The organism is Legionella sp. km535, assembly GCF_003990085.1.
GTDB classification, from domain to species: Bacteria; Pseudomonadota; Gammaproteobacteria; order Legionellales; family Legionellaceae; genus Legionella; species Legionella moravica.
In genome coordinates, this window is the sequence record NZ_RZGU01000002.1 from 131865 (window position 1) to 157230 (window position 25366).

Genomic DNA, 25366 nt, shown 5'->3' on the forward strand with positions numbered 1-25366 from the left:
TGGTTTATTTGCAGGATAACTTATGAAATTTACAGATTTATACATCAAGCGCCCAGTGCTTTCCATAGTAGTCAGCATGCTGATTTTTCTTTTTGGAATTAACTCCATAAATAAAATGCAGATTCGTCAATACCCACGCATGGACAATACAGTGATTACCATCGTTACTGCCTATCCTGGTGCTGACGCTGAATTAATTGCCGGATTTATTACGTCCCCACTGGAAAGTGCTGTGGCAAGCGCTGAAGGTATAGACTACATGACCTCAACCAGTAATCTAGGTTTAAGCACCATCACGCTTACTATAAAACTAAATTTTGATCCGCAAATCGCGTTTACCGATGTAATGAGTAAAGTTCAACAAACGATTAACCAATTGCCTAAAGAATCACAGCAACCTGTAATTCTTAAAAAATCAGATTCTTCTACTGCCTTGATGTACATCAGCCTGGACAGTAAAGAGATGACTCCTCAACAAATTACAGACTATGCAACTCGAGTGGTACAACCTCAATTACAAACTGTTGATGGAGTAGCCAAAGCTGAGATATTAGGAGGGGCAACCTATTCCATGCGGATTTTCATGAATCCCATTAAAATGGCGGCATTAAATGTTACTCCCGCAGATGTAGCCTCAGTGCTGGCCAGTAACAATTTCCTCACTGCAGCAGGCAGCACAAAAAGTGAATACGTTGCCATCAACATGAACGCAAAAACCGATTTGAACGATGCCGAGGAATTCAGCAAACTCATCGTAAGAAGCTCCAATGGTTCTATAGTAAGGCTTCGAGATATTGCCGATGTTACACTAGGCTCTCAAAATTACGACAGTTCAGTAACATTTAACGGTAAAAAAGCCGTATTTATCTCAATTACTCCTACTCCAACAGCAAATCCACTGACCGTGATCAGCGATGCCAGAAAACTGATGCCCTCTATTGTCAAAGAATTCCCTCCATCACTGACAGGAACCATAGTCTATGACGCGACCGCTTTTATTCGAGCATCCATTAGTGAGGTCATGCATACTATTATCGAAGCGGGTGTGATTGTAATTGTTGTTATCTTTTTATTTCTTGGCTCCATTCGCTCAGTGTTGATTCCAGTAGTCACCATACCGCTTTCCCTGGTTGGTGTGTGTACGCTTATGCTGATACTTGGGTACAGTGTGAATCTTCTTACTCTGTTAGCTTTCGTTTTGGCTATTGGTCTGGTGGTTGACGACGCGATTGTGGTTGTCGAAAACGTCCATAGACATATTGAAGAAGGAAAATCACCCTACGAAGCAGCGATTATAGGAGCGCGGGAAATTGCTACACCGGTAATCGCGATGACCATTACGCTTGCTGCGGTTTATGCACCTATAGGATTTATGGGCGGATTGACGGGGGCTCTGTTTAAAGAATTTGCTTTTACTTTGGCCTGTGCCGTAATCATATCAGGGGTTATAGCCTTAACCTTATCACCCATGATGTGCTCTAAAGTATTAACAAAAGAAATCAGTAGTGGAAAATTTGTACATTTTCTCGATAATTTATTTAATAACCTTAAAGTTAAATATCAGAATGCGCTACATAGTTTATTAAATACCCGATCGATTATGCTTGTTTTTGCTGCGGTCATCTTGTTAATGCTGCCGTACTTGTATACCAATACCTCTGCTGAAACTGCTCCAGACGAAGATCAAGGGTTCTTTTTTGTCATGGCAGTAGCACCTCAATCAGCAACACTCAATTACATCGAAGCATTTACCAAACCTTTTGATGAAATCTACAAGAGTTTTCCTGAAACAGAGAACTATTTTACCGTAAATATGGCTCAACCCATTTCAGGTATGGTTCTGAAACCATGGGATCAAAGATCAACCAACCAATTTGCTTTAAAGCAACCACTGCAGGATAAATTATCCAGTATTGCGGGATTAAATGCGTTCGCCATAGTTCCCCCTCCCCTTCCTGGCGGAGGCGGCGGTCCAGCCGTTCAGTTTGTTATAAAAACCACAAATGACTTCCAAAGTTTATTTGATGTCTCGAATAAACTAACAGAGCGTGCTAAAAAAAGCGGGTTGTTTATCTATATTGATAACTCACTCAAGTTTAATCAACCTCAGGTTGAATACTTAATCAATCGCGCCAAAGCTTCAGAAATGGGATTGGATATGCGTGCCATAGGGAGCAGTTTAACCAGCGCACTCTCAGGCAACTACATTAATTATTTTAACCTGGAGGGACGAAGTTATCAGGTTATACCTCAACTGGATAGAAAATATCGCTTAACGCCGGAGCAATTAGGACAGATCTACGTTAAAACAGCAAACGGTACTATGGTTCCTCTTTCCACTGTAGTAACTCCGGTTGAAAAAACGCAACCCAATGCGGCAACACACTTCCAGCAATTAAATTCTGCCACCATTCAAGCGGTTATGATGCCTGGAAAAACTCTGGGGGATGGACTTCAATTTTTACAAAAAGCAGCGGATGAAACTTTACCCAAAGGATTTACCTATGACTACGGCGGTGAATCAAGGCAATTCATGCAGGAAGGAAGTGCTCTGATATTTGCATTCCTGTTTGCAATCGTCATCATCTTTTTAGTGCTTTCCGCTCAGTATGAAAGCTTCCGTGATCCTTTAATTGTCTTGATCAGCGTGCCCATGTCCATCTGTGGAGCATTAATTCCACTGAATTTAGGCCTGGCAACCATCAACATTTATACCCAAGTGGGATTGATTACCTTAATAGGCCTTATCAGTAAACACGGTATTCTGATTGTTGACTTTGCAAACCATCTTCAGCGAGAAAAAAATCTGGATAAACGGGCTGCTGTAGAAGAGGCCGCCGCAATCAGATTAAGACCAATATTAATGACTACTGCAGCAATGGTTTTTGGTGTTGTGCCCCTTCTTATTGCGACTGGAGCTGGTGCGGTCAGCCGATTCGATATAGGCCTGGTGATTGCAACTGGACTCTTGATTGGTACCGGATTTACTCTGTTTGTCGTTCCAACTATGTACACCTATATTGCAGAAGATCATCGTCATAAGCCTGATGAGCCGGCTGAAGTGAACTAGAGCACTACATAAAACAGTGTCGTCAATATCGATGGCACTGTTCTACTCGAAAATCTACTGTTTGAACCTCACGTTATCCGCCGTAATATTGGCCATACTCCCTTAGTCTGTGATAATATTCTTCGTTTTACCAGTACAGGCTCAAACATGGAAAAAACCTATTCCCCCGAAGCCATAGAACAGGCTTCCTATAAGAAATGGGAAAGTCAAAATTACTTTCAACCCCGAGGTGATGGAAAACGCTTTAGCATTATGCTACCTCCTCCCAATGTTACAGGCAGCTTGCATATGGGACATGGTTTTCAACACACCATTATGGATGCATTAACTCGTTATCATCGTATGCTTGGAGACAAAACTCTATGGCAGCCGGGGACTGATCATGCCGGAATTTCAACTCAACTGGTCGTTGAGCGCCAATTAGAGGCCCAAGGAATTTCCAGAAAAGATCTCACTAGAGAAGAGTTTCTGGATTGCGTTTGGAAATGGAAGAATGAATCAGGCAACACGATTACCCAGCAGATGAGACGCTTGGGCGATTCCGTGGATTGGAGTCGTGAACGATTCACTATGGATGAAGGTTTGTCTGCAGCCGTTCAGAAAGTATTTGTTCAGCTCCATGATGAAGGATTAATCTACCGGGGTACTCGCCTGGTAAACTGGGATCCCAAACTCGGTACTGCAGTTTCTGATCTCGAAGTACTGTCTGAAGATGAAGAAGGTTCTCTATGGCATATTCGTTATCCAGTAGTCGATTCCAATGAATTTGTCGTGGTAGCAACCACGCGACCTGAGACCCTTCTTGGTGACTCCGCTGTTGCAGTTCACCCTGATGATCCTCGATTCAAGCATTTGGTTGGCAAGCAGGTTCATCTCCCGCTTTGCGATAGAACCATACCCGTTATCGCCGATGAGTATGTCGATAAAGAATTCGGTAGTGGTTGCGTCAAAATCACACCGGCACATGATTTTAATGATCATGAAGTAGGCAAACGCCATCAATTACCGCTCATCAATATTTTAACAAAAAAGGCAACAATTAATAAAAATGCCCCATTAAAATATCAGGGCATGGACCGGTTTGTTGCCCGAGAACAAATTATTAAAGATCTGGAGGAAACAGGGGCATTGGTTAAAACAGAACCGCATCAATTAAAAGTTCCACGCGGTGAAAAATCCAATGTTGTTATTGAGCCTCTATTAACCGATCAATGGTATGTAAAAACGAAACCATTAGCTGAACCCGCCATAGCTGCAGTTAAAAAGGGAGATATTCGCTTTATACCTGAGACCTGGACTAAAACCTATTATCAATGGATGGATAATATTGAAGACTGGTGTATCAGTCGTCAATTGTGGTGGGGACACAGAATACCTGCCTGGTACGATAACCATGGAAACATTTATGTAGGGTACAGTGAAAACGATGTTCGTTTTAAATACAAAATAGATGATGCCACCCCCCTGAAACAGGATGAAGATGTTCTCGATACCTGGTTTTCATCTGCACTGTGGCCTTTTTCTACTCTAGGCTGGCCGGAACGCACTCCAGAACTGGAGCAGTTCTACCCTACGTCAGTACTGGTGACGGGATTTGATATTATATTTTTCTGGGTCGCTCGTATGATCATGATGGGCTTGAAATTTACAGGAAAAATTCCCTTTAAAGACATCTTTATTACTGGATTAATTCGAGACAGCGAAGGACACAAGATGTCCAAATCCAAGGGAAATGTCCTTGATCCGCTGGATATAATCGATGGAATAGACATTGAGTCTCTGGTTGCGAAACGAACTTCCAATCTCATGCTCACTTCAGTGCGTGACAAAATAATTAAAGCGACTCGAAAAGAATTCCCAGAAGGCATCAATGCCTACGGTACGGATGCTTTACGTTTTACCTATTGCTCCCTTGCGTCGACCGGGCGTAACGTTCGTTTTGACGTAGGCCGCGTTGAAGGCTATAGAAACTTCTGTAACAAAATATGGAATGCTGCCCGCTATGTGCTGCTCAATATCGATGAAGAACACATTGATTTTGGTGACGGCGCCTTCCAATACAGTCCTGCCGATCAATGGATACTCTCACGTCTGCAACGAACGATAGGGAAAGTACACCATTATTTTGAAACCTATCGGTTTGATTTATTGGCGAATACTCTTTATGAATTCGTATGGCATGAGTATTGTGACTGGTATCTGGAGTTATCCAAACCGGTTTTACAGGATGAAAATGCACTGAGTGCTCTGAAAAGAGGAACGCGAAGAACGCTCATCCACGTTCTTGATCAGATATTGAAACTACTGCATCCGTTAATGCCTTTTATTACAGAAGAAATTTGGCATAGAACAACCAAATTTACCAATGAAAATGGGAATAGCATTATGCTAAGCAGCTATCCTCAGGTCGATGAGCAATTTATCAACGACACCATTGAAGAAGAACTGGATTGGCTCAAAGCAGCAATTCAGGCGATTCGAACTATTCGAAGTGAAATGTCTATTTCACCTGCCAAATTAATCCCGTTATCCATTCGTAATATAACTCCTGCACTAGAACAGCGCGTAGAGAAATATAAGCAAACGCTTAAAGCATTAAGTAAAGTGACGGATATTCATTATTTGGCGGCAGATGAAAAAATCCCGGTTTCAGCAACGGCTGTTTTAGGGGAAATTGAATTACTCATTCCCATGGCCAATTTAATTGATAAGGAAGCTGAATTAGTTCGACTGGCAAAAGAAGTAGCCAAGCTGGATAAAGATATTGCTCTTGCTCAGGGCAAATTGAATAATCCCAAATTTACTGATAAGGCTCCTGCAGAAATTATTGCCAAGGAACAAGAAAAATTGGCTCAAGCTCAAATTGCCAAAGACAAACTGTTACAGCATAAAATCAGGATTGAAACCTTATAATGACTAAATCCATGCATGGTTCAAGATTCTCTTGGGCAATGCATGGTTTTCATAAAACGAAAGGAAGCCCTGACAGGTGATGACCCAGCACAAAACCGTAAAAGCCTATGCATTCCCCATTATTTTGCTTCTATCCGTTACATTGGGTGGTTTTACAGGCTCCTGTCTTGATTATGACACTGCACAGAAGTTAAAACCTCTTGGTGATGTTTTTCTTAATTTAATTTTTACCGCAATAGTCCCACTGATTTTCTTTAGCGTCTCGTCTGCAATTGCTCGTGCAGGTTCCATTGAGAAACTTAAGTCACTCATTGTTTATATGGCTCTGGTATTTCTTTTTACAGGACTCATGGCTGCCCTGTATGCGATGCTGACTGTTCAATTATTCCCTCCTGCTGAAGGGGTAACTTTGCAACTGGTTATGCCAGAAAAAGTGGAAACGATCCGTTTTTCCGACCAAATTGCCAATATATTCACCGTATCTGATTTCTCTGATCTGTTATCGCACAAACACATTCTTGCATTGATCGTGTTTTCAATTTTTGTCGGTCTTGCTGTGTCCAGCTCTAAAGAAAAAGGCACGGCTTTTAAATCCTTTTTACAATCAGGTGAAGAAATATTCATGCGGTTTTTTGGGCTTATTATGTATTACGCCCCCATTGGATTTTTTGCTTATTTCGCGGTAATGGTCAGTGAGTTGGGAACGCAATTGCTGGACAGTTACCTTCGTATCACCGTATTGTATTATGCATCGGGCTTAATCTATTTTTTAGTGTTCTTTTCCTTTTATGCCTATTTGTCTGGAAAAATGCCAGGTATCAAACTATTCTGGTCTAACGTCTTTTTACCGATGATTACTGCCTTAGCTACATGCAGCAGCGCTGCCAGTATCCCTGCAAATTTAGCAGCGACAAAACAAATGAAGGTAGCCCCCGAAATTTATGAAACTGCAGTTCCTCTTGGTACCCTCATCCATAAAGACGGTTCAGTAATTGGCGGAATGTTTAAAATTGCCTTTTTGTTTGGGATTTTTCATTTAAATTTTTCGAGCTTACCAGTTATTCTCACCGCATTAGGCATATCCCTACTGGTGGGTACAGTTATGGGCGCAATACCCAGCGGAGGAATGCTTGGGGAATTATTGATCTTGAATGTTTATGGTTTTCCTCCCTCCGTATTAATAGCTGTCGCTGCCATCAGCATTATCATTGACCCGCTCGCAACAATGATCAATGTAACAGGCAATAGCGTAAGCAGTATGATGATCGCACGCCTCATGGAAGATAAAACATGGCTACATTCCTCCCAAAAAATAATGCTTCCCAATAGGCAATGTCCCTAAAGTTTTATTATGATGTTCCCGAACTGAATGGAAGCACGGCTTGTTCAAATTACTCCCTCTCCCGCGCCGGGAATTTGAATAATACAACGATGCCTTTTCGCGGGACGAGGGCTGGGGAGAGGGAATGGGACAATCTGTGTTAAGGCAACAAGCTCGTAATTTACTGATTTTTGTTCGCAATGAACAATGCCTGTAAGCAATTGTTCTAATCGAGACCAAAATTCATTATCAGTAAACATTAGAAGCCTTCCCTCTCCCCAACCCTCGTCCCGCGAAAGGGCATCATCACTTTGCCTCAAATTCCCGGCGCGGGAGAGGGAGTAGATTGGAATAATTTGAACAAGCCGTGCTTCCATTCAGTTCGGGAAAACCATAATAAAATATAGGAACGATGCTTAATGAACAGATAGCTTTATCAGCCTATCCCAAGATAACCAATAAACAGAATTATCGAACAGCATTTGCCAACCTGAGGCCTTCAACGGCATACAAACCAATGTCGCGATATCTTCACTCAACTTCATTCCGATAAAATCTCGGCTTATAAAAATAATGATTGTTGGAGCAGCGCAGATAAATGTCCCTAAAATGGTATTATGTTTTTTTCAGACTCAATGAAAGCACAGCTTGTTCAAATTACTCCAATCTACTCCCTCTCCCGCGCCGGGAATTTGAATAATACAACGATGCCTTTTCGCGGGACGAGGGCTGGGGAGAGGGAATGGGACAATCTGTGTTAAGGCAGCAAGCTCGTAATTTACTGATTTTTGTTCGCAATGAACAATGCCTGTAAGCAATTGTTCTAATCGAGACCAAAATTCATTATCAGTAAACATTAGAAGCCTTCCCTCTCCCCAACCCTCGTCCCGCGAAAGGGCATCATCACTTTGCCTCAAATTCCCGGCGCGGGAGAGGGAGTAGATTGGAATAATTTGAACAAGCCGTGCTTCCATTCAGTTCGGGAAAACCATAATAAATAATTTAGAACGTTGTTTAATCAACAATAACTTTATCAGCTTATCCCAATATCTATCTCTGCCATATCAACCAGGTCTATAATGAATAAACAGAATTATCGGATAGTATTTGCCAACTTGTGGGCTTTAACGGTATAGATATTCATGCAGGGGATACCTTCACTCAACTTTGTGCCGATAAAATCTCGGCTTATAAAAATAATGATCGTTGGAGTAGCGGAGATAACGTTGATTGGTTTGGTATTCAATAAATTGAATGCCCAATAGGACTTTACACAAATCAGGATTGGCTTATGAACCCACAAACAACATCAGTTAAAAATCTGGGAATAGTGCTGTTTCACAACTTTGAGACACTGGATGTATTTGGGCCGCTGGAGATGTTCGGAATGCTTCCTAATCAGCTGAACAGTATATTAATTTCCGAACACAAAGGATTGGTTAAATCAGCACAAGGTCAATCAGTTCTCTCAGATTACAGCTGGCAGGAAGCACCTCATTTACATCTTCTGCTCATTCCTGGAGGGATAGGAACACGAACAGAAATCCATAATGAACTGTTAATCCATTGGCTCCAACATCGTTGCGAACAAGCTGAAATGATTTTATCAGTCTGTACAGGGGCAGCCTTGCTTGCCAAAGCAGGAGTACTGGATGGGCATAGGGCAACAACAAACAAATTAGCCTTTGACTGGGTAAGTAAACAAAGCCAATACGTACAATGGATTAAGAAAGCTCGCTGGGTAGATGATGGCAAGATCATTACCTCATCTGGAATTTCAGCAGGCATTGACATGAGTCTCTATACCATTTCACGACTGTTTGGTGAATCAGTACGTGATGATATTGCAAAAAGAGCTGAATATAATCTCAATACTGATCCCAACAATGATCCCTTCATGATTGTCTGACGGAGAGCGCCCCACTCAATCAGTATGCCGTTATTATCGGGCTTGGTAAATCTTGCCCGTTTGTAATCCCTCAACACTTTTACTAAATGCATGAGCTACCCGCTGAACTGGAACGGGTTCAAAGCCTCGAAAATAAGGTCCATAGACATCCAATGCTTCCGTTACTACCGTTGGACTTACAGCATTGATTCGAATGCCTCTGGGCATTTCGATTGCTGCAGCCGTAACAAATCCATCGATGCCACCATTAACCATTGCAGCAGAAGTTCCGGCAGCAATAGGATCGTGATTTAAAATCCCGCTTGTAAGGGTAAACGATCCCGAATCATTCATATAATTTAAGCCGATTAAGACACAATTCACTTGCCCCATCAGCTTGCTGTTTAATCCCACATAAAAATCGCTGGCAGTCATTTCAGATAAACCAAGAAATGACACTCGCCCCGTGCTCAGAACTACCGCATCGACTCGTCCCACCTTCTGGTAAAGTGCTTTAATGGAATCAGGCTCTTCAATATTGACTGTGTATTGACCACTGGAATGACCCACACAAATGACTTCATGACGCGTTTTTAATTCTGCAACCACTGCAGAGCCAATTAATCCAGTACCGCCAATTACCATAACTTTCATAACCATCCCCTGGTTCTGTAAACCGATTATTATTGCGCTTGTGAATGTCAGACCAATCTCCATAAAAGGAGTTAAACCCCATTTCCAAAGAAGTAAATTGTGTTCCATACGAGTTCCAGCTTATTATTATATGTTCAATCAAATAAGTACAGGTATCGGCACAAACGACATGCCCCTCACCCAGACTAAAAAGCAATGAAAGTTGATTATGAGTGTACTGATTGATAGGCAATAAAGTCGCACTTCTGAGCAAACCTTGAGTTCGGGATTAGCCCTGAATCATTTTTATGCCATTGTTGTATTATTGAATCTAACTTTTGGAGTATAAGGACTTAAAACCATGACAAAAAAGCAACGGCATATTTTTAGAAACATCTTGCTAACCCTCCTATTCTCTTGCCTGCTGTTACCGAGTGTAAAAGCATCCAAGCCCGTATGGACATTTGCACCACAATCTCTCACTGACATCACTATAGCGAAAGGGAATAGCACGCAAGTTATTTACACGGTTCGCAATCACTCATCAAAGCCCAAATACCTCTTGATGAAACCCGTCGCAGGCGTAAGTCAGGTCAAACCCTGCGAGCTTGTTGCTCATGGAATCTGTACTCTGACGCTTAACGTGAATGGTTCCGCCTTACTAGGAGACGTGATCGGTGGCCCTATTTTATGCCAACGAGGTAATAGCTTGATGTGCTACTCCCCAAGTCAGACAGATGGGTTACGTATTCACCTGACAGAACAGCCTCCAGTGCAGCAATATACGATTACACCCTCAGCAAATGCTAATGGCACCATTTCTCCAGCAGTGCCACAGGCAGTCAATGCAGGATCCTCGATATCCTTTACTGCAAGTCCAAATGCCAATTTTAGCGTCGATCAATGGTTTCTGGATGGTAACGTAGTCCAAAATGGCGGTACGGTCTACCAATTAAGTAATATTCAGGGCAATCATACCATTGAAGTAACCTTTAATCAGACCACATTATCCCCGTTAACTTCTAATCTGACCTTATCCATCAACAGCCCTGCTTTAGATCCACCCCTGCCACTCACTCCGCGCATCATCCGTATTGAGAATACTGGGAATATTCCTGCTCTAAATCTTCAGGTGAACTCCACCGCATTTCCTGCAGGATCGTCAATAACGAATAATACCTGTTCGGGCACACTCAATGCACATGCAACCTGCGACATCACGATTACTCCAGGAGGCACTGCGAGTGCCAATACCACGAACATCGCGTGTAATACCTCACCAGGGAGCACCCCTGTGCCGACTGTAGTGACGGTGAGTGCGGATAACGCCTCACCAACCGACATTAACGTACTGATCCTGGGCTATGGGTGCATTTATCAGGGTGGTTATTTGTTCTCTGTGGACAATACTACTTCTAATTTGGGTAGTATCGGTGGGAAAGTAGCAGCATTGACCGATGAGCAGTGGCCAGACTATCATTGGTCTGACTCAAGCGTTAACACGACAGCGGACAGCCTCAATGATGGATTTAGTAATACCAATGCTCTTGCAGCTCCTCCAGGTCAATATCCAGCGGCGCAAACCTGTGTCAACAAAAATGACCAGGGATTCACTGATTGGTTCTTGCCAGCGATTTGTGAGTTGGGACGCTATGTAGGAATAAATACAAATGCGGGATGTGCGGTGAACCTACCCAACTTATACATAACCCTACGCTTAAACAGTTTAGGGGGGTTTGCGAATGTCTTCTATTGGAGTTCTTCCGAGTATAGCGGCAATCCCACGTTAAGTGCCTGGATGCAGTCCTTTATCTGGGGAGACCAGTTTTTCAACGCTAAAAACATCGGTGCCAGTGTCAGGTGTATTCGGACGTTTATTCCTTAAGCTTTCAGCCATAGATTGAGGCAGCACAGCTGCCTCATTAGCTGGAGACAGATCATGCCCGAGACACTTGGTCAATGACTTGCTATTAAACTCATTAGAAACTAAGGTTAATAGTGCTGTCTTTTTAAACCTGATTTCTTTGCTTGATTTAGCCATATCAGAAATGATTAGGTTAAAGTGGAGGAATGAACATAGCAAAACAATGTTAGATGTAAAAGTATCAACATCACAACCGAATTGACATAAGGTTATGAAGTTAAATGCGTGCGAGATACTGTGCGCTGGGGACAGGCTATTTATCGGATGTCGCAAGGATGGCCTTGATATTCATTTCAACACTATTAAGCATAAGGATTATGACTATGCAAAGAATTCAACGACATTATATTAAGTATGCAATACTCATATCGGTTCTCACCTGTTTGATGCTGTCAAGTGTTCAAGCAGCCAATCGTTTGTGGACCTTTACACCGCAAACACCAACTGAACTTACTATATCAAGAGGGGAAACAGCTCAAGTTAGTTATCTTATCACGAACTACACTTCCACCAGTAAAAATCTGGTGATGAAACCTATTACAGGCATCACCCAAAGCGAACCCTGTAAAGCTCCATCCCAAGGAACCTGTACACTGAAGCTCATCATAGACGGTTCTACTTTACAAGGCGATGTGCAAGGTGGCCCTATATTATGTAAGCTGGCTAATAAATTAAAGTGCCAGGGACCAAGCACAGCAGATGCTTTAAATATTCATCTGATTGAACAACCGCCTGTGCAGCAATATACGATTACACCCTCCTCAGATGCTAATGGCACTATAACGCCAGAAACACCACAAGTAGTGAATGAGGGAACAAGCCTATCGTTTACCGCCAATCCTAATACCAGCTTTGGGGTCAATGAGTGGTTATTGGATGGCAACGCAGTACAATATGGCGGCACCAGCTACCAATTGAGTGATATAAATGCCAATCATACAATTGCAGTGACTTTCAGTCAGGCTACTTTGTCGCCGATGATTGACGGTCTCACTCTGTCGATTAACAGTCCTTATCCCGCCTCAGATCCCTCATTGACAGGAACTGCGCGGATTATTCGCATAGAAAATACCGGCTCTATACCTGCAAGTAATCTTCAGGTAAGTTCTTCCGCTTTTCCTGCAGGCACATCAATAACCAGTAATACCTGCACGGGCACTCTTAACCCAGCAGCAACCTGCGACATTACGATTACTCCCGGAAGCACTGCCAGTGCTAATGCAAGTAATATTCCATGCAACACCTCACCGGGCTCCACCCCTGTACCGACTATAGTGACTGTCTCTTCCGATACTGCACCATCTGCTAATATTAATGTTCTGGTGTTAGGACATGGTTGCGTTTATCAGGGAGGATATGTGTTTTCTGTAGACGATAATACTTCTAATATGGGCAGTATAGGCGGGAAAGTTGCAGCATTAAGCGATGAGCCAGGTCCAACCTATCTGTGGTCAGGAGGATACAATGACACCGCAGCAAACAGTCTCCTCGATGGCTTAAGCAATACCAATGTTCTTGCAAGCCCAGTAGGTCAATATCCAGCAGCACAATCCTGTCTCAACAAGAGCGACCAGGGATTTACTGACTGGTACTTGCCAGCGATTTGTGAATTGGGACGCTATGTAGGTATTAATACGAATGCAGGCTGTGGATCGAACAGACCCAATTTGTATACAACACTTTATTTGAAAAGTTTGGGCGGTTTAGCCAATGTCAAATACTGGAGTTCTTCGGAGTATACAGGCAATGCTATCTACAGTGCCTGGGTGCAATACTTTGGCTGGGGAGACCAGTATTATGACGGTAAGACCCTGAGTAATTACGTCAGATGTATTCGAGCATTTACTCCTTAAACACGTTAACCTTTTTGAGGCAGCGAAGCTGCCTCATATCTACCCCAAAAGCCATCAATGGAGATGCTTCAATGTGAATCATGGATGCATTATTCTAGCAGACCAATCGATAATTTATTTCATATCGCGACTGAAAAAGGTGTTATAAATAGCAAGATAGGAACCATCAGAGACCATTTGTAATAAAGCTGAATTGATTTTATTGATCAATTTCTTATTCTTTTTCAGAGCTAATAAACCATAACCATTACCTATTGCGATGTGATCCCCTACCAGTTTAAATGTGTTCATATGATTTATAATTAAATATCTGGCCAAATTATTGTTCATAATAATGACATCAACATCATGATTGACCAATGCAGTAATCATCTCGGACATGGCTGAGAACTGTTTGATTGTATCCTTTGTACTAAATTGAGTATTTATAAAAGGATAATATAATGTGTTCGTTAAAACACCTATAGTCAGATTTTTGATATCTTTGACCTCATTAAGCGTGTCATTGGTACTTAATGTCACAAATTGAGCATCACTATTTAAATACGGCAAGCTGTAAATATAATTTCCTGTGCTTGTTGTTTCTATTGGAGTTGGCGAAAAGATCAAATCAACAGTGCCTTGATTCAGTAATTGTATTTGATCGGATAATTTTGTCGCTTTATACATGCATTTCAATTTAATCCGCTTACAAAGAGCATTCATTAAATCAATGTGAAATCCATAAAAACTTTTACCACCATCCGTGGAAGTAGAAAATGGAGGGGCAAAAGGAATTACTCCAACATATACTGGAGCACTATACACAAAAAGAGAACCACATAAGAATAAGATAGCCACACACAGTTTCATTACAAAGCACCCCGTTCAATGTTATTTTAAATCTAGGAGGGGTATGAACCATTGTCAAACTCGGACGACTAAATCTTCTACACATCATCGAAAAACCAGTTCACGACTCCACGGCCACAACTGCGAAAATTCGAAATGCAGCATGTACTCGCATCTCAAACGAATTCCAAGCACACTAGACTAAACAATCAATCGCTTTTAGCGTCTGAAGGCAAAATATAGAGAGCCAGATAAGTTAATAATTGAAAACCTCCTTGTACCATATGATTTTCTTCCAGATCAAACTTCATAATCAATTGATCAGCAAGAAACATCGCTAACCAAAAAGAGAGGGAAATGATAAAAGCTGTATTTGCTCTGTTCATCCATCGTCGGGTATCCTGATTCAAAGCACAGCAAGTCCAGATAAATGCGATTGAAGAGATGAAAGTCCAGATCATAATTCCGGCAAAACATATCTGGGGAATCAGAGCTGAAACCTGGTACATTTTTAAAGAGTCGACAAGAAATGGGTAATTAGCATCCGGAGCCCAGCTTTTCTGAATCAGCTTCATATGCGCGAACATACCAATGAAATCAGTCCAAAACGCTAAAAACCACCAGATAGCCCAAAAAACTATAATAATCTTTTTAAACAAAACTAACTGCCGAGCCTGGTCGTACACAAAAAAGGGATCCTTATACACGTTTAAGTTTGATCTTATCATTTTTTATAAGTTCTGATTACCTGCTGAATGCTATTTTATGCCATCATATTAAATCAACACCCTGCGTTCAGATTTTATGTTTGCATACTCTTTGACTGATCCACCATGCCAGAACAAATGTAATGACCACCCCTAAATAGACACTTTTGTCTTTCCACTCTGGCCCTACCAATTGCAATGCATCAGGACTATGGAAAATGGAAAACGGTATGGCGAGTACTACATCCATTATTGCTGAGCCAGCAACTAGACCGCAGGCGATTAAGGTGCCTTTTTGTTTTCGGGTTATCGTTTCTTCGTGATCTTTCTTCATTCGCTGTAACCGTTTTTGCACAAATAATGCAATCATTCCGCCTATGAATAATGGGAATGAGGAAGACAAAGGCAAATACATTCCAATGGCTATTCCCAAAATAGATAAATTCAAATAACGCTTAAAATTAAATATACGCTCCAAAACGATAACAAATAAAATGATTAAAGCCCCCAAGAACATCATATTCCATGGCAATGAATTTCTAAAAACAGCTTCGGTAATTGCCGCCATCAATGCTGCAGTAGGAGCCGGCAATGTCTGAGTGACGTCCATACCCGGATGAGGCATCACTCCAGCGATTCCATACACATTAAACAATAATTGCATTACTGGCGGAATAACTAAAGCTGAAACGGCTACTCCCAGTAATAACATTACTTGCTGCCGCCAGGGTGTTGCGCCAACTAATTGCCCTACTTTCAGATCTTGAGTATTGTCGTTGGCAATTGCTGCAATGCCCGTCACGACCGAACCGATAATAATGGTAATCGCTTCTGCAGCCTGGATTTGGTGAGTACTTAAAGGAAGAGGTAACACATGATCAATGGCGGTTAACAGTAACCACGCGGCAAACAACATTCCAGAAATAACTACCGAGCTGCCAGGGCTTGCTGTCACACCGACCATTCCAGAGAAATAGGCAGTGATAACGGAAAACAAAAATCCAATAACCAAAACATAAACCACGCCAAAAAAAACAATGGTGGGAGAATAGGTGTTATCAAGACCTGCCTGGCCTAAGGGAAAGATAAACTGAAAAAATAAAAACAAAATGGCAGCAACGGTTCCTATGCCCATAAAAATAAAAGGCAAAGGGATGTCTTTATCTGTACGCAGAACCTCTTTATCCGCTTTATTCTTCGCAATAAAAGCGCTTAGTGAACCCCTAATGCTTTTGGTAAGAGGTTTTATTAATTTAACAAAAGTCCACATTCCTGCAAACAACATGGCACCAATACCCAAATAGCGCATTTCACTATTCCATAATAAGGTAGTCGCCTGCTCTGGAGGATATTGAGTTATAAAATCTGGGTAAAACTGGCTGACTACGGGTAAAGCAACCAACCAGGACAGAACAGCCCCAAGAAAAATACTGATGGCCATATCATGTCCAACAAGATACCCGGCGCCTATCATGGTTGCAGAGAAGCCGGCACCCAGTCCGAACAAGGACCTTTTTACTACAAACCAATAACCCCAACTATTGGCTACCAGTTTAAATCCAATCTGCAGCAATTCTATAACCGCGCCTACAGCACCACCAATAAAAATATCCTTTATACCGGCTTTTTCTGCAGAAGATTTCAATACTTCAGCAATCGCACGCCCCTCAGGAAATTTTAAAGAGTGATCGTTTACTAAAATTCGACGCAGTGGAATTGAGAATAGAACCCCCAATATGCCGCCGCAGGCAGCAATAAAGAAATTGGTCAGATAATCAAAATGGTTCCAAAATCCAATAATAATCAGGGCAGGAATTGTATAGACAATACCGCCAGCAACCGCCTCACCGGCAGAAGCAGCAGTTTGCACTGCATTGTTTTCAAGAATGGTGGAATTCTTAAAAAAGCGCAAAATCCCCATCGAAATAATGGCAGCAGGAATGGATGCTGATGTTAAAATACCTAATTTGAGTGCAAGATAAGCGTTAGACATTGCTAATAAAACAGTAAGTATTATTGCCAGAAAAATAACTCTCAGCGTTAATTCTGCTACCTGCTGATCCGCGGCTATAAAAGGGGTATCAGACATTAATTCCCCCACACTGACTGCGCAATTTCAGATTTAACCAACCTGGAAATTAATGACAATGGAATCGTTACAGTTTGTTCGCCATAAACGTATGCAGCAACCTGATAGCTGTTAAAGATAACGGCTATGCCTTTATGGGTAAAAAACCAGACTGAGTAGTTTTCAGCGGTAGGTTTGGTTCCCTCCGAGATCCACTGTTCATCAGAAATATTCTTTTTGGTAATGTCCTTTTTAGCCAAAGCGGAAATAGGCGTCAAATAATCAGCCCCTGATACAAATAAATCAGCCAGGTTCATGCTTTTTCCATTGACATAATTTTTCACGACAACCGTATTTGAAGGATGTGCTGCACCTTTATGAAAAATGGATATATTAAAACGAATACTCAAGGCTGTTGGCGTTTTATAAGGTACTGAATAAGTAATGTTGAGTCCTGTTTTACCTGGAGCATCAGCAGGAGTGGATGCATCTTCTGATAATTCGCCCATAAAGCTTTTTTGAGTGTTGGCAATAAATTCTTTTATCGACGCATTCACTGTGGGTGATTTAAAACCCTGAGGATATTTAATATCAAGAATGTATTGCGCGGTTTCCTGTTTAATCACTATAGGAGTGATGGAGTAAGCCATCAATGAATTGACTGTAAGGCCTAAAATCAACCCCGTTTTAATTATCCGTTTCATTCGATTAATCATTATTTAACTCCTGATCAATATTTTTATTGGATAACCACTCACCCGCGATCATGGTCCTATGGGGAAGTGGGTATGCAAAATAATAACAAAGAGATGCACTATCAGTTATAGACCATAATACTAAATCTGCTGCCTTACCCTGCTCAATAAGGCCTGTTTCATGTTCCAGACCCAAAGCTTTTGCCGCTTGAGTAGTGACGGCAGACAAGACTTCAGGTATGGACATTCCAAAAAACTGGCAGGCCATACTCATCATTAGCAATAAAGATGTCGTAGGGGAGGAGCCTGGATTGGAATCAGTAGCGATGGCCATACGAACACCTGCTTGTCGCAATAAGTCAACAGGAGGTTTTCTCTTTTCACGTAAAAAATAAAACGCCCCCGGAAGCAAAACGGCTACGGTGTCTGATTTTGCCATGGCAGCAGCCCCAGCTTCATCAAGAAACTCAAGATGATCGCAGGATAATGCGCCTGAGTTTGCGGCCAAAATACTTGCACCCAGGTTGGATAATTGTTCTGCATGACATTTTATCGGTAGATTTAATGCACGTGCCGCTGCAAATATCTGTTCCGTCTGTTTTAATGAAAAAGCAATCGATTCACAAAAAACATCGACAGCATCAACCAATCCCGTTTCAGTGATTGCTGGTAACATCTCCTGGCAAAGATGATCGACATAAGCCTGGCTGTTTCCCTTATATTCCGGGCCTATCGCATGGGCACCTAAAAAAGTGGTTTTTACACGCAATCCGCTTAGCTCACCCAAACGTCTGGCGACTTTAAGCATTTTCATCTCATTAACCAAATCCAGACCATACCCAGACTTGATTTCAACGGTAGTCACTCCTTCATTTTTTAGAGCGCATATTCTGGGTAAGGATTGCTGAATTAGCTCTTCTTCTGAAGCCGCACGAGTTTGCGTTACTGTAGACAGGATTCCGCCACCAGATTTGGAAATGTCGGCATAACTCACCCCTTCAAGCTTCATTTGAAATTCGGAAGCTCTGCTTCCGGCATAAACCAGATGAGTATGACAGTCAATCAGGCCGGGAGTGATTACTTTACCCGAACAATCTTCTCGTTGGCCTGCTCGTTCAATAAATTCAGTGGGCAGATCGTCCATAGAACCGCACCATTTTATCCGGCCATTTTGAATCGCAATCGCCTGATTATGTAAAGGCAATCCCTGGGCAGTAATCGTTGTTGCATTCACTAATAATTTATCGCAGGCAAACATTAGAAATCCCAATGAAGAACTTGATGAGGTGGTTTAAGCCAGGACGCATGATGCGATGATTCATAGATATCCCATTCTTTAGAGACATAGGTCTCCTTATCAATGTCCAATAAAAGCCAGGTTAAAAATTCTGCGACTGTCTCTGGAGAAATTAATCGATTGTGTTGTTTTAGGCGTTGATAAAAATGAACTTGCTCTGGGTCCATATTGGAGCCATTTCTGGCAATTACCTGCATTTCCGTATCAATAATTCCTGGCATGACGCTGGCAAAGGAAATCGAGTCTGTTTCGAGTTGGCAACATCGAGTCAGCATAGACAACGCTGCTTTGGAGACGCAATAGGCGGTCCACCCTTTTATTGGAAAATATGCGGCTCCGGAACCTATATTTAACACACGGCCATGTTGTAATTTATCGATGAATAATTGCGGTAAAAAAAGAGGAGCATCCAGATTTGTTGCAAAGGTTCGATGCCAATCGGCTAATTGAATATCCTGAATAGGAACCAGCGGCTCCAGTGTTCCAGCATTATTAACCAAAGCACTTATTTGCGGTATATTATTCAAATGGACTCTAATTATTTCACGGCCTTCACTGGTGGATACATCAGCACAGACATATTTAATCAAAGCAGATGCGGCAGCCGTCTCCTTTAACAATGACTCACGTCGGCCTACTATCAATACTGATTTACCGCGTTCAGCCAGATTCAAAGCCAAAGCTTTACCTATGCCACTTCCTCCACCAGTAATAATAAACACGCGATCCTCATTCACTATTCGACGATATGCGCAGATAATACCAGACATTGAACTAACTTGGCATAAATTTAATACATAGGAGCAGTAGATGTTTGAAGATCTACCGAATTATCAAAGAGCAAATCCCTCTCTTTGGCAAGGAAGAAAGGATACGGTCAATGAAGAACGTTTCTTTCAAAAAATTAAATTTTTAAATGATGAAAACGAACTGATTACCGAGGACAAAAAAACCATTTTTCTTGGCTTTGCCAGTGATGCTGGAATCAAAAGAAATCTTGGCAGACCAGGAGCACAATTTGGACCCGACCAGTTGAAACAACACCTGGCGAAATTACCTTGCCCCTACGATCATCATTTTATCGATCTGGGGAATATCCTCTGCGTCAATGATGATCTGGAGTCTGCTCAAACTCAATTTTCTGAATTAATCCATCGTTGTATTAAGCAAGGACATAAAACCATTGCCTTGGGTGGAGGACATGAAATTGCCTGGGCCCATTTTCAGGGTTTATCGCGCCATTATTCTAAATTAGGCATCATTAATTTTGATGCTCATTTTGATCTTCGTCCTTGTCAGTCAGGCCAACCCGGTAATTCTGGCACACCATTTTCGCAAATTGCAGAACACTGCAAAGCAAATAAACAACCTTTTGAATACTGCTGCATCGGAATTCAAAAGTTTGGCAACACCCCTTCTCTCTTCAATCGTGCCAATGAATTGAATGTCCACTGTCTCTCAGCAGAAGATCTCAATGAACAAAGTCAAGCCTGGCAAATCGCCTTTCTAGATGATTTTATGCTTAATCTGGATCACATTTATCTGACTGTTTGTCTTGATGTATTTGCCGAGTGCTATGCACCAGGGGTCAGTGCGCCACAACCCTTGGGACTCACTCCATGGCAAATACTTCCTCTCCTGAAATACATTATACAAAGCGGTAAAGTAATCAGTCTGGACATTGCAGAACTTTCTCCACCACTGGATCAAGAACAAAAAACTGCTAGACTAGCGGCGCTTATTATCGCAGAATTGTTAGATACTAATTAAGGAGTATAATTCATGAAGAAAACGATGCTGTGGGGTGCTTTGTGTACACTTTTATGTACTCAATTACATGCGGAAGCAACCCAACAAGCGGTACAGCCACAAACTCCAGATACAACCAATAGCGCTGTGACAGCAAACCAAACGCCTGCGGTGAATCAAAACACACCAACTACTCAGACGAACCCAAGTAATCAACCGACATCGCAGGTGCAAACCACCAATCAGCAACCAGCTCAAAACGTACAACAAAATCAAAACAGTCAAACCCAAGTTACCCAGCCTGGGCAATCCACTTCCCAGCAACCAGCTCAAAATGGAGATTCCCAAACAACTCAACAGGCACCGGTTGAGCAGCAACAAACTTCCCAACCTATCAATTGTGATTATAAAATTCCTGCTGAAACCAAAGTTATAGACCAAACTCTGGTGTTAACCTGGTCTGAACAGGCAGTGACTCAAGCATTTGATTTTGATCCGGCCTCACTGGATGCCCAGCTTCAAAAGTTGCAAGCATGTTTTACCGATCAGGGATGGCAAGGATTTAATACCGCATTACAAAAATCAGGAAATGTGGATGCCATTAAAACACAAAATTTAACCGTAAGCAGTCAACTGGATGGTCAGGCACAAGTGACTGAAGCAACTGCAAATGAATGGAAAATTACCCTGCCTTTACAAGTAGTCTACCAAAACAGCAAAGAAAAAGTGACGCAATTACTCAACGTGAATGTGACCATAGGCCGTAAAGTTTCAGGGGATCTGGGCATCACTCAAATGATTGCTACTCCAAGAACATCTGCCACTACGCAACAATCTAATGATGCTAATGCTACATCGAATCCAGCCAATACATCCACCACACCAACGACTGTAAATCAGGGTACAATACCTGCCAATTCAGAAACACAAGTTAATCCATCCACCACAAATTCTACCCCTACAAACTCCAACTCGGTTACGGTCACTCCTGGAAACACGACTACGCCAACTGCACCGGCAAATACAGACACAGTACCGACCACAACAAACAATGACTCCAATCTGCAAAATCCTGGATCAGGAACAAATGCAACACCAGGGTCAACAAACTAGACATTAAACAAGCAGCATCCTGTACATTGGATGCTGCTCTGATGACAGGAACATTATGAGGAAATTATCTACAGGAGTTTTGTGCGTTCTGGCATTAAGTGCACATGCAAACGTAATACAGTACTTTGCAGGTATCAGTTATAACAATCCCTCCGAATTGTTTAAAATCAAAGATCAAAGTTTGATTCTAGGTGGAACTGGTTTTTATAGTGACTTAACATTTAAAGGCAGCGCGCTTAATTTTAATACCTTTCAATACGATACGGGTGTTGGTCATTCACGAACTTATACTCTTTTACCCTATGGACGTATTGCCAAACGGTTCAATGATAAAACCGTTTTTGCTCTGGATGTAACAGAGCCGTTCAATTCAAATCTGAATTGGGGCAACAATGCCTTTACAAAATATGCAGTTACGCAAAATTATCTTAATGATGTAGACGTTAGTCCCAAAATGTCCTACGCCTTCAGTGACAAACTTCAGTTAGGCGGCGGTTTAAATTTAAATTTTCTGCTCAATAATGAAATAAACTGGGCTTTTCCTACAGGACCGTTAACCTATTCTAACCTCGTTAATAAAACTCACAGTTTTGGGTTAGGTTATAACCTCGGAGCCACGTACATCATCAATCAAACCAACTTTTTTGGTTTGACTTATTATTCAAGAATTGTACAAAAAACTACGGGCTATAGTGTTCTTGGCTCGAATTATAGTAACAATCTGACATTCAATTTCAGTATGCCAGCAACCACGATTGCAAGTTATGTTCATATTTTCAATCCTACCTGGCTGATAAATCTTCAAGTGTTTCAAACTGAATGGAATGTGAATCAATATGCCCGTTTTTTCAATACAGCAGCCCCTCCTCCATTCAGTAACTTTGTCTTTGAAATGCATTTCAGCAAATCCTATGCTTATCTAGCTGCAATACGCAATCAATTTTCTGAGAAATTGGGAATCACTCTGGCAGGGATGATTGATGATGGGCCTGAACATGACAGTTTAAGAACCATTGTTTTTCCTTCAGATACCCAATATTTCCTTGGATTGATTGGAGACTATCATGTCAATGCCAATACTACAGTCGAACTGCTTTATGGACATGTATTCTCCTATCCTTCTATTCAGAACCGGGTTATGGTAAATAACGCTTCCGTCCCATTCACTACAGGATTTGTGAACATCAACGCTAATGTCGTGGATCTTAAAATAAAAATTGAAGCATAAATTCAGGGTCTATTGACCCTGCATTACTCCTTTGGGCACAGCCTGCCATAGAGTGTTTCGCACGAAAAATTAACTTCTCAGGTACTGTGCTTAATGCACAACTCCCTAAGCTTTTATAATACTGTTCTCCCATCAAAAGCATTGTTTGTATCAAATATGTTTCATTAATAAGCAGTTGCTATGGTTAAATAAATCTCAACCGAATTCCCGCGGCAATGGCCAAGAGATCCAATTTTTTAAGCTGCTAGTCCACCAACATGGATCCCGCGGTCTTCGCCGCGGGAATTCGATAAGTTAAGCCTGGTTGCTCGCAACTGAAACTTATACACATCTTCACAAACCAGTTCGATTTTACTTTATGGATCCCGCGGTCTTCTCCGCGGGAATTCGGTAAGTTAAGCCTGGTTGCTCGCAACTGAAACTTATACACATCTTCACAAACCAGTCCGGTTTTACTTTATGGATCCCGCGGTCTTCGCCGCGGGATTTCGATAAGTTAAGCCTGGTTGCTCGTAACTGAATCTTATACACATCTTCACAAACCAGTCCGATTTTACTTTATGGATCCCGCGGTCCTCGCCGCGGGAATTCGATAAGTTAAGCCTGGTTACTCGCAGCTGAATCTTATACACATCTTCACAAATCAGTCCGGTTTTACTTTATGGATCCCGCGGTCTTCGCCGCGGGAATTCGATAAGTTAAGCCTGGTTGCTCGCAGCTGAATCTTATACACATCGTCACAAACCAGTCCGGTTTTACTTTATGGATCCCGCGGTCTTCGCCGCGGGAATTCGATAAATTAAGCCTGGTTGCTCGCAGCTGAATCTTATACACATCTTCACAAACCAGTCCGGTTTTACTTTATGGATCCCGCGGTCTTCGCCGCGGGAATTCGATAAGTTAAGCCTGGTTGCTCGCAGCTGAATCTTATACACATCGTCACAAACCAGTTCGGTTTTACTTTATGGATCCCGCGGTCTTCGCCGCGGGTATTCGATAAGTTAAGCCTGGTTGCTCGCAGCTGAATCTTATACACATCTTCACAAACCAGTCCGGTTTTACTTTATGGATCCCGCGGTCTTCGCCGCGGGATTTCGAAATGCAGCATGCACTCACATATCATGCGAATTCCCGCGGCTGTGACCGCGGGATCCCGTGTTTTAGCACGGCCATCCTGGTTCTACGATCAAATCCGCTAGTCATGGGCAAGATGTGTTCAAGAGACAGTTGCTCGCAACCAGGATTTTACGAGCACTAGCTGAACTTCGATTTAGAGTGCTTGAGAAAAAAGCACCCTGTTTGCAAGCATACAGGCTTGCATTAAATAATATCAGGTGTCGATAGTGAGGGATTAAACGGTTGGCGAGAATAACATACAAAACGTGATGTTCGCTCGGAAACAAGGCGCATTGCATCAAAGTCATAACCGCCAACAAAACCTAATTTATTGATACTAAATAAATTAACGGTTTACTACCGCTGGCTTATTCACACCATTTTGATCTGGATACGCAAGAATAATGACCTTGGTTCCAATTCGCATAAATTCTTCATTCAACCATTTTGCAGCACTGGGAAGAACGCGCACACAACCATGGCTGGATGGGTGATCAGGAACTTCGTAAGCAGCATGAATGGTGAATCCCTGATAGAAGTACATGCAATAAGGCATTTTTGCACCGCCTTTGGTGTCTACAGGATATTCTCCAGAACGACATTCAGCACCATGTTTATTATAAACACGGAACGTACCGGTAATTGTTCTGCACGATTGATTAGAGTTTTCCTCACACACATCAACCCCAGCAGAACCACTTCCTGTCATGACCCTGTTTCCTTCTTCATCGTATGCAGCCCATGCAGAGGCTTTAGGATCGAAGACAAACAAACGCTCTCCAGGTGCTTTAATTTGCATTGGAAAATAATCACGTCCCCGCTTGTCTCTTAAATAATGGGTTGTTCTATGCACATAGCCCGCATCATCGGTAATTAATGTAGATTCGTCGTATTCAACACAGGACGTGAGACCAAGGCATAAGAGCATGCCAAACCAAAACAGCTTTTTCATTTAATTTT

The 25366-nt window shown here is 42.0% G+C and carries 19 protein-coding genes; 9 read left to right on the plus strand and 10 right to left on the minus strand.

The genetic code is table 11. The features are described 5' to 3' along the window. Positions 1–22 precede the first annotated feature (22 nt). The 3 genes from ELY21_RS01880 to ELY21_RS01890 all read left to right on the plus strand — a co-directional run bounded on the left by ELY21_RS01880 (position 23) and on the right by ELY21_RS01890 (position 7325). The gene (locus ELY21_RS01880) at positions 23–3070 is read left to right on the plus strand and encodes an efflux RND transporter permease subunit (RefSeq protein WP_127106359.1); all 3048 of its coding nucleotides are present in this window, start codon (positions 23–25) and stop codon (positions 3068–3070) included. A 147-nt stretch (positions 3071–3217) separates the two neighbouring features. Then, a complete protein-coding gene (locus tag ELY21_RS01885) occupies positions 3218–5983 on the plus strand; it encodes a valine--tRNA ligase (RefSeq protein WP_127106361.1) in 2766 nt (921 codons plus the stop codon). Positions 5984–6059: 76 nt separating this feature from the next. Next, positions 6060–7325 (plus strand): dicarboxylate/amino acid:cation symporter, encoded by a 1266-nt coding sequence (locus tag ELY21_RS01890; RefSeq protein ID WP_199741610.1) that lies wholly within the window; start codon positions 6060–6062, stop codon positions 7323–7325. Between the two features lie 44 nt (positions 7326–7369). On the opposite strand, the gene ELY21_RS01895 is transcribed toward ELY21_RS01890, so the two are convergent. Both ELY21_RS01895 and ELY21_RS01900 read right to left on the minus strand, forming a co-directional pair. Then, a complete protein-coding gene (locus ELY21_RS01895) occupies positions 7370–7564 on the minus strand; it encodes a hypothetical protein (RefSeq protein ID WP_127106365.1) in 195 nt (64 codons plus the stop codon). A gap of 372 nt (positions 7565–7936) precedes the next feature. Next, positions 7937–8161: a hypothetical protein gene (locus ELY21_RS01900; protein ID WP_127106367.1), complete on the minus strand. Its 225-nt coding sequence runs from the start codon at positions 8159–8161 to the stop codon at positions 7937–7939. A 434-nt stretch (positions 8162–8595) separates the two neighbouring features. Between ELY21_RS01900 and ELY21_RS01905 the strand changes: the two genes are divergently transcribed. Continuing rightward, complete coding sequence (locus ELY21_RS01905; protein WP_127106369.1) at positions 8596–9213, plus strand: DJ-1/PfpI family protein; 618 nt, start codon at positions 8596–8598, stop codon at positions 9211–9213. A gap of 33 nt (positions 9214–9246) precedes the next feature. Here the strand turns inward: ELY21_RS01905 and ELY21_RS01910 are convergent, their stop codons facing one another. Next, a complete protein-coding gene (locus tag ELY21_RS01910; protein ID WP_127106371.1) occupies positions 9247–9846 on the minus strand; it encodes a short chain dehydrogenase in 600 nt (199 codons plus the stop codon). Between the two features lie 340 nt (positions 9847–10186). Between ELY21_RS01910 and ELY21_RS01915 the strand changes: the two genes are divergently transcribed. Continuing rightward, complete coding sequence (locus ELY21_RS01915; RefSeq protein WP_127106373.1) at positions 10187–11710, plus strand: DUF1566 domain-containing protein; 1524 nt, start codon at positions 10187–10189, stop codon at positions 11708–11710. Positions 11711–12072: 362 nt separating this feature from the next. Beyond that, positions 12073–13602, plus strand: a complete 1530-nt coding sequence (locus ELY21_RS01920) for a DUF1566 domain-containing protein (protein WP_127106376.1) — start codon at positions 12073–12075, stop codon at positions 13600–13602. A 114-nt stretch (positions 13603–13716) separates the two neighbouring features. Here the strand turns inward: ELY21_RS01920 and ELY21_RS01925 are convergent, their stop codons facing one another. From ELY21_RS01925 to ELY21_RS01950, 6 genes are all read right to left on the minus strand, one after another. After that, positions 13717–14454: a transporter substrate-binding domain-containing protein gene (locus tag ELY21_RS01925; protein WP_127106378.1), complete on the minus strand. Its 738-nt coding sequence runs from the start codon at positions 14452–14454 to the stop codon at positions 13717–13719. Positions 14455–14642: 188 nt separating this feature from the next. Next, complete coding sequence (locus ELY21_RS01930; protein WP_127106380.1) at positions 14643–15161, minus strand: hypothetical protein; 519 nt, start codon at positions 15159–15161, stop codon at positions 14643–14645. A gap of 67 nt (positions 15162–15228) precedes the next feature. Further along, positions 15229–17229 (minus strand): OPT family oligopeptide transporter, encoded by a 2001-nt coding sequence (locus ELY21_RS01935; RefSeq protein ID WP_127106382.1) that lies wholly within the window; start codon positions 17227–17229, stop codon positions 15229–15231. After that, positions 17229–17924, minus strand: a complete 696-nt coding sequence (locus ELY21_RS01940) for a DUF3298 and DUF4163 domain-containing protein (protein WP_127106384.1) — start codon at positions 17922–17924, stop codon at positions 17229–17231. Before ELY21_RS01940 ends, ELY21_RS01935 begins: the two co-directional genes overlap by 1 nt. Further along, positions 17917–19161, minus strand: coding sequence for an imidazolonepropionase (gene hutI, locus ELY21_RS01945; protein ID WP_127106386.1), 1245 nt, complete (start codon positions 19159–19161; stop codon positions 17917–17919). Before hutI ends, ELY21_RS01940 begins: the two co-directional genes overlap by 8 nt. Next, positions 19161–19970, minus strand: a complete 810-nt coding sequence (locus tag ELY21_RS01950; RefSeq protein ID WP_199741611.1) for an SDR family NAD(P)-dependent oxidoreductase — start codon at positions 19968–19970, stop codon at positions 19161–19163. The genes hutI and ELY21_RS01950 overlap by 1 nt, the downstream gene beginning before the upstream one ends. Positions 19971–20010: 40 nt before the next feature. Here ELY21_RS01950 and hutG point away from each other — a divergent pair, with 40 nt between their 5' ends. From hutG to ELY21_RS01965, 3 genes are read left to right on the plus strand one after another with little or no spacing between them, the layout of a single operon-like run. After that, complete coding sequence (hutG, locus tag ELY21_RS01955) at positions 20011–20970, plus strand: formimidoylglutamase (protein WP_127106390.1); 960 nt, start codon at positions 20011–20013, stop codon at positions 20968–20970. Between the two features lie 12 nt (positions 20971–20982). After that, entirely contained in the window at positions 20983–22062 is a 1080-nt protein-coding gene (locus tag ELY21_RS01960) for a DotI/IcmL family type IV secretion protein (protein ID WP_127106392.1), read from the plus strand. Between the two features lie 55 nt (positions 22063–22117). Further along, on the plus strand, positions 22118–23290 hold the full coding sequence (locus tag ELY21_RS01965; protein ID WP_127106394.1) for an OmpP1/FadL family transporter: 1173 nt from the start codon (positions 22118–22120) through the stop codon (positions 23288–23290). Between the two features lie 1462 nt (positions 23291–24752). Here the strand turns inward: ELY21_RS01965 and ELY21_RS01970 are convergent. Next, positions 24753–25358 carry a L,D-transpeptidase gene (locus tag ELY21_RS01970; RefSeq protein ID WP_127106397.1) on the minus strand — a complete coding sequence of 202 codons (606 nt, stop codon included), beginning with the start codon at positions 25356–25358 and terminating at the stop codon, positions 24753–24755. Positions 25359–25366 lie beyond the last annotated feature (8 nt).

What these genes read in the sequence shown, in the direction of transcription:
- ELY21_RS01880 (WP_127106359.1), top strand. Translation starts at nt 23, where the DNA reads ATGAAATTTACAGATTTATACATCAAGCGCCCAGTGCTTTCCATAGTA.
- ELY21_RS01885 (WP_127106361.1), top strand. Translation starts at nt 3,218, where the DNA reads ATGGAAAAAACCTATTCCCCCGAAGCCATAGAACAGGCTTCCTATAAG.
- ELY21_RS01895 (WP_127106365.1), bottom strand. Translation starts at nt 7,564, where the DNA reads ATGTTTACTGATAATGAATTTTGGTCTCGATTAGAACAATTGCTTACA.
- ELY21_RS01900 (WP_127106367.1), bottom strand. Translation starts at nt 8,161, where the DNA reads ATGTTTACTGATAATGAATTTTGGTCTCGATTAGAACAATTGCTTACA.
- ELY21_RS01905 (WP_127106369.1), top strand. Translation starts at nt 8,596, where the DNA reads ATGAACCCACAAACAACATCAGTTAAAAATCTGGGAATAGTGCTGTTT.
- ELY21_RS01910 (WP_127106371.1), bottom strand. Translation starts at nt 9,846, where the DNA reads ATGAAAGTTATGGTAATTGGCGGTACTGGATTAATTGGCTCTGCAGTG.
- ELY21_RS01915 (WP_127106373.1), top strand. Translation starts at nt 10,187, where the DNA reads ATGACAAAAAAGCAACGGCATATTTTTAGAAACATCTTGCTAACCCTC.
- ELY21_RS01920 (WP_127106376.1), top strand. Translation starts at nt 12,073, where the DNA reads ATGCAAAGAATTCAACGACATTATATTAAGTATGCAATACTCATATCG.
- ELY21_RS01925 (WP_127106378.1), bottom strand. Translation starts at nt 14,454, where the DNA reads ATGAAACTGTGTGTGGCTATCTTATTCTTATGTGGTTCTCTTTTTGTG.
- ELY21_RS01930 (WP_127106380.1), bottom strand. Translation starts at nt 15,161, where the DNA reads ATGATAAGATCAAACTTAAACGTGTATAAGGATCCCTTTTTTGTGTAC.
- ELY21_RS01935 (WP_127106382.1), bottom strand. Translation starts at nt 17,229, where the DNA reads ATGTCTGATACCCCTTTTATAGCCGCGGATCAGCAGGTAGCAGAATTA.
- ELY21_RS01940 (WP_127106384.1), bottom strand. Translation starts at nt 17,924, where the DNA reads ATGATTAATCGAATGAAACGGATAATTAAAACGGGGTTGATTTTAGGC.
- hutI (WP_127106386.1), bottom strand. Translation starts at nt 19,161, where the DNA reads ATGTTTGCCTGCGATAAATTATTAGTGAATGCAACAACGATTACTGCC.
- ELY21_RS01950 (WP_199741611.1), bottom strand. Translation starts at nt 19,970, where the DNA reads ATGTCTGGTATTATCTGCGCATATCGTCGAATAGTGAATGAGGATCGC.
- hutG (WP_127106390.1), top strand. Translation starts at nt 20,011, where the DNA reads ATGTTTGAAGATCTACCGAATTATCAAAGAGCAAATCCCTCTCTTTGG.
- ELY21_RS01960 (WP_127106392.1), top strand. Translation starts at nt 20,983, where the DNA reads ATGAAGAAAACGATGCTGTGGGGTGCTTTGTGTACACTTTTATGTACT.
- ELY21_RS01965 (WP_127106394.1), top strand. Translation starts at nt 22,118, where the DNA reads ATGAGGAAATTATCTACAGGAGTTTTGTGCGTTCTGGCATTAAGTGCA.
- ELY21_RS01970 (WP_127106397.1), bottom strand. Translation starts at nt 25,358, where the DNA reads ATGAAAAAGCTGTTTTGGTTTGGCATGCTCTTATGCCTTGGTCTCACG.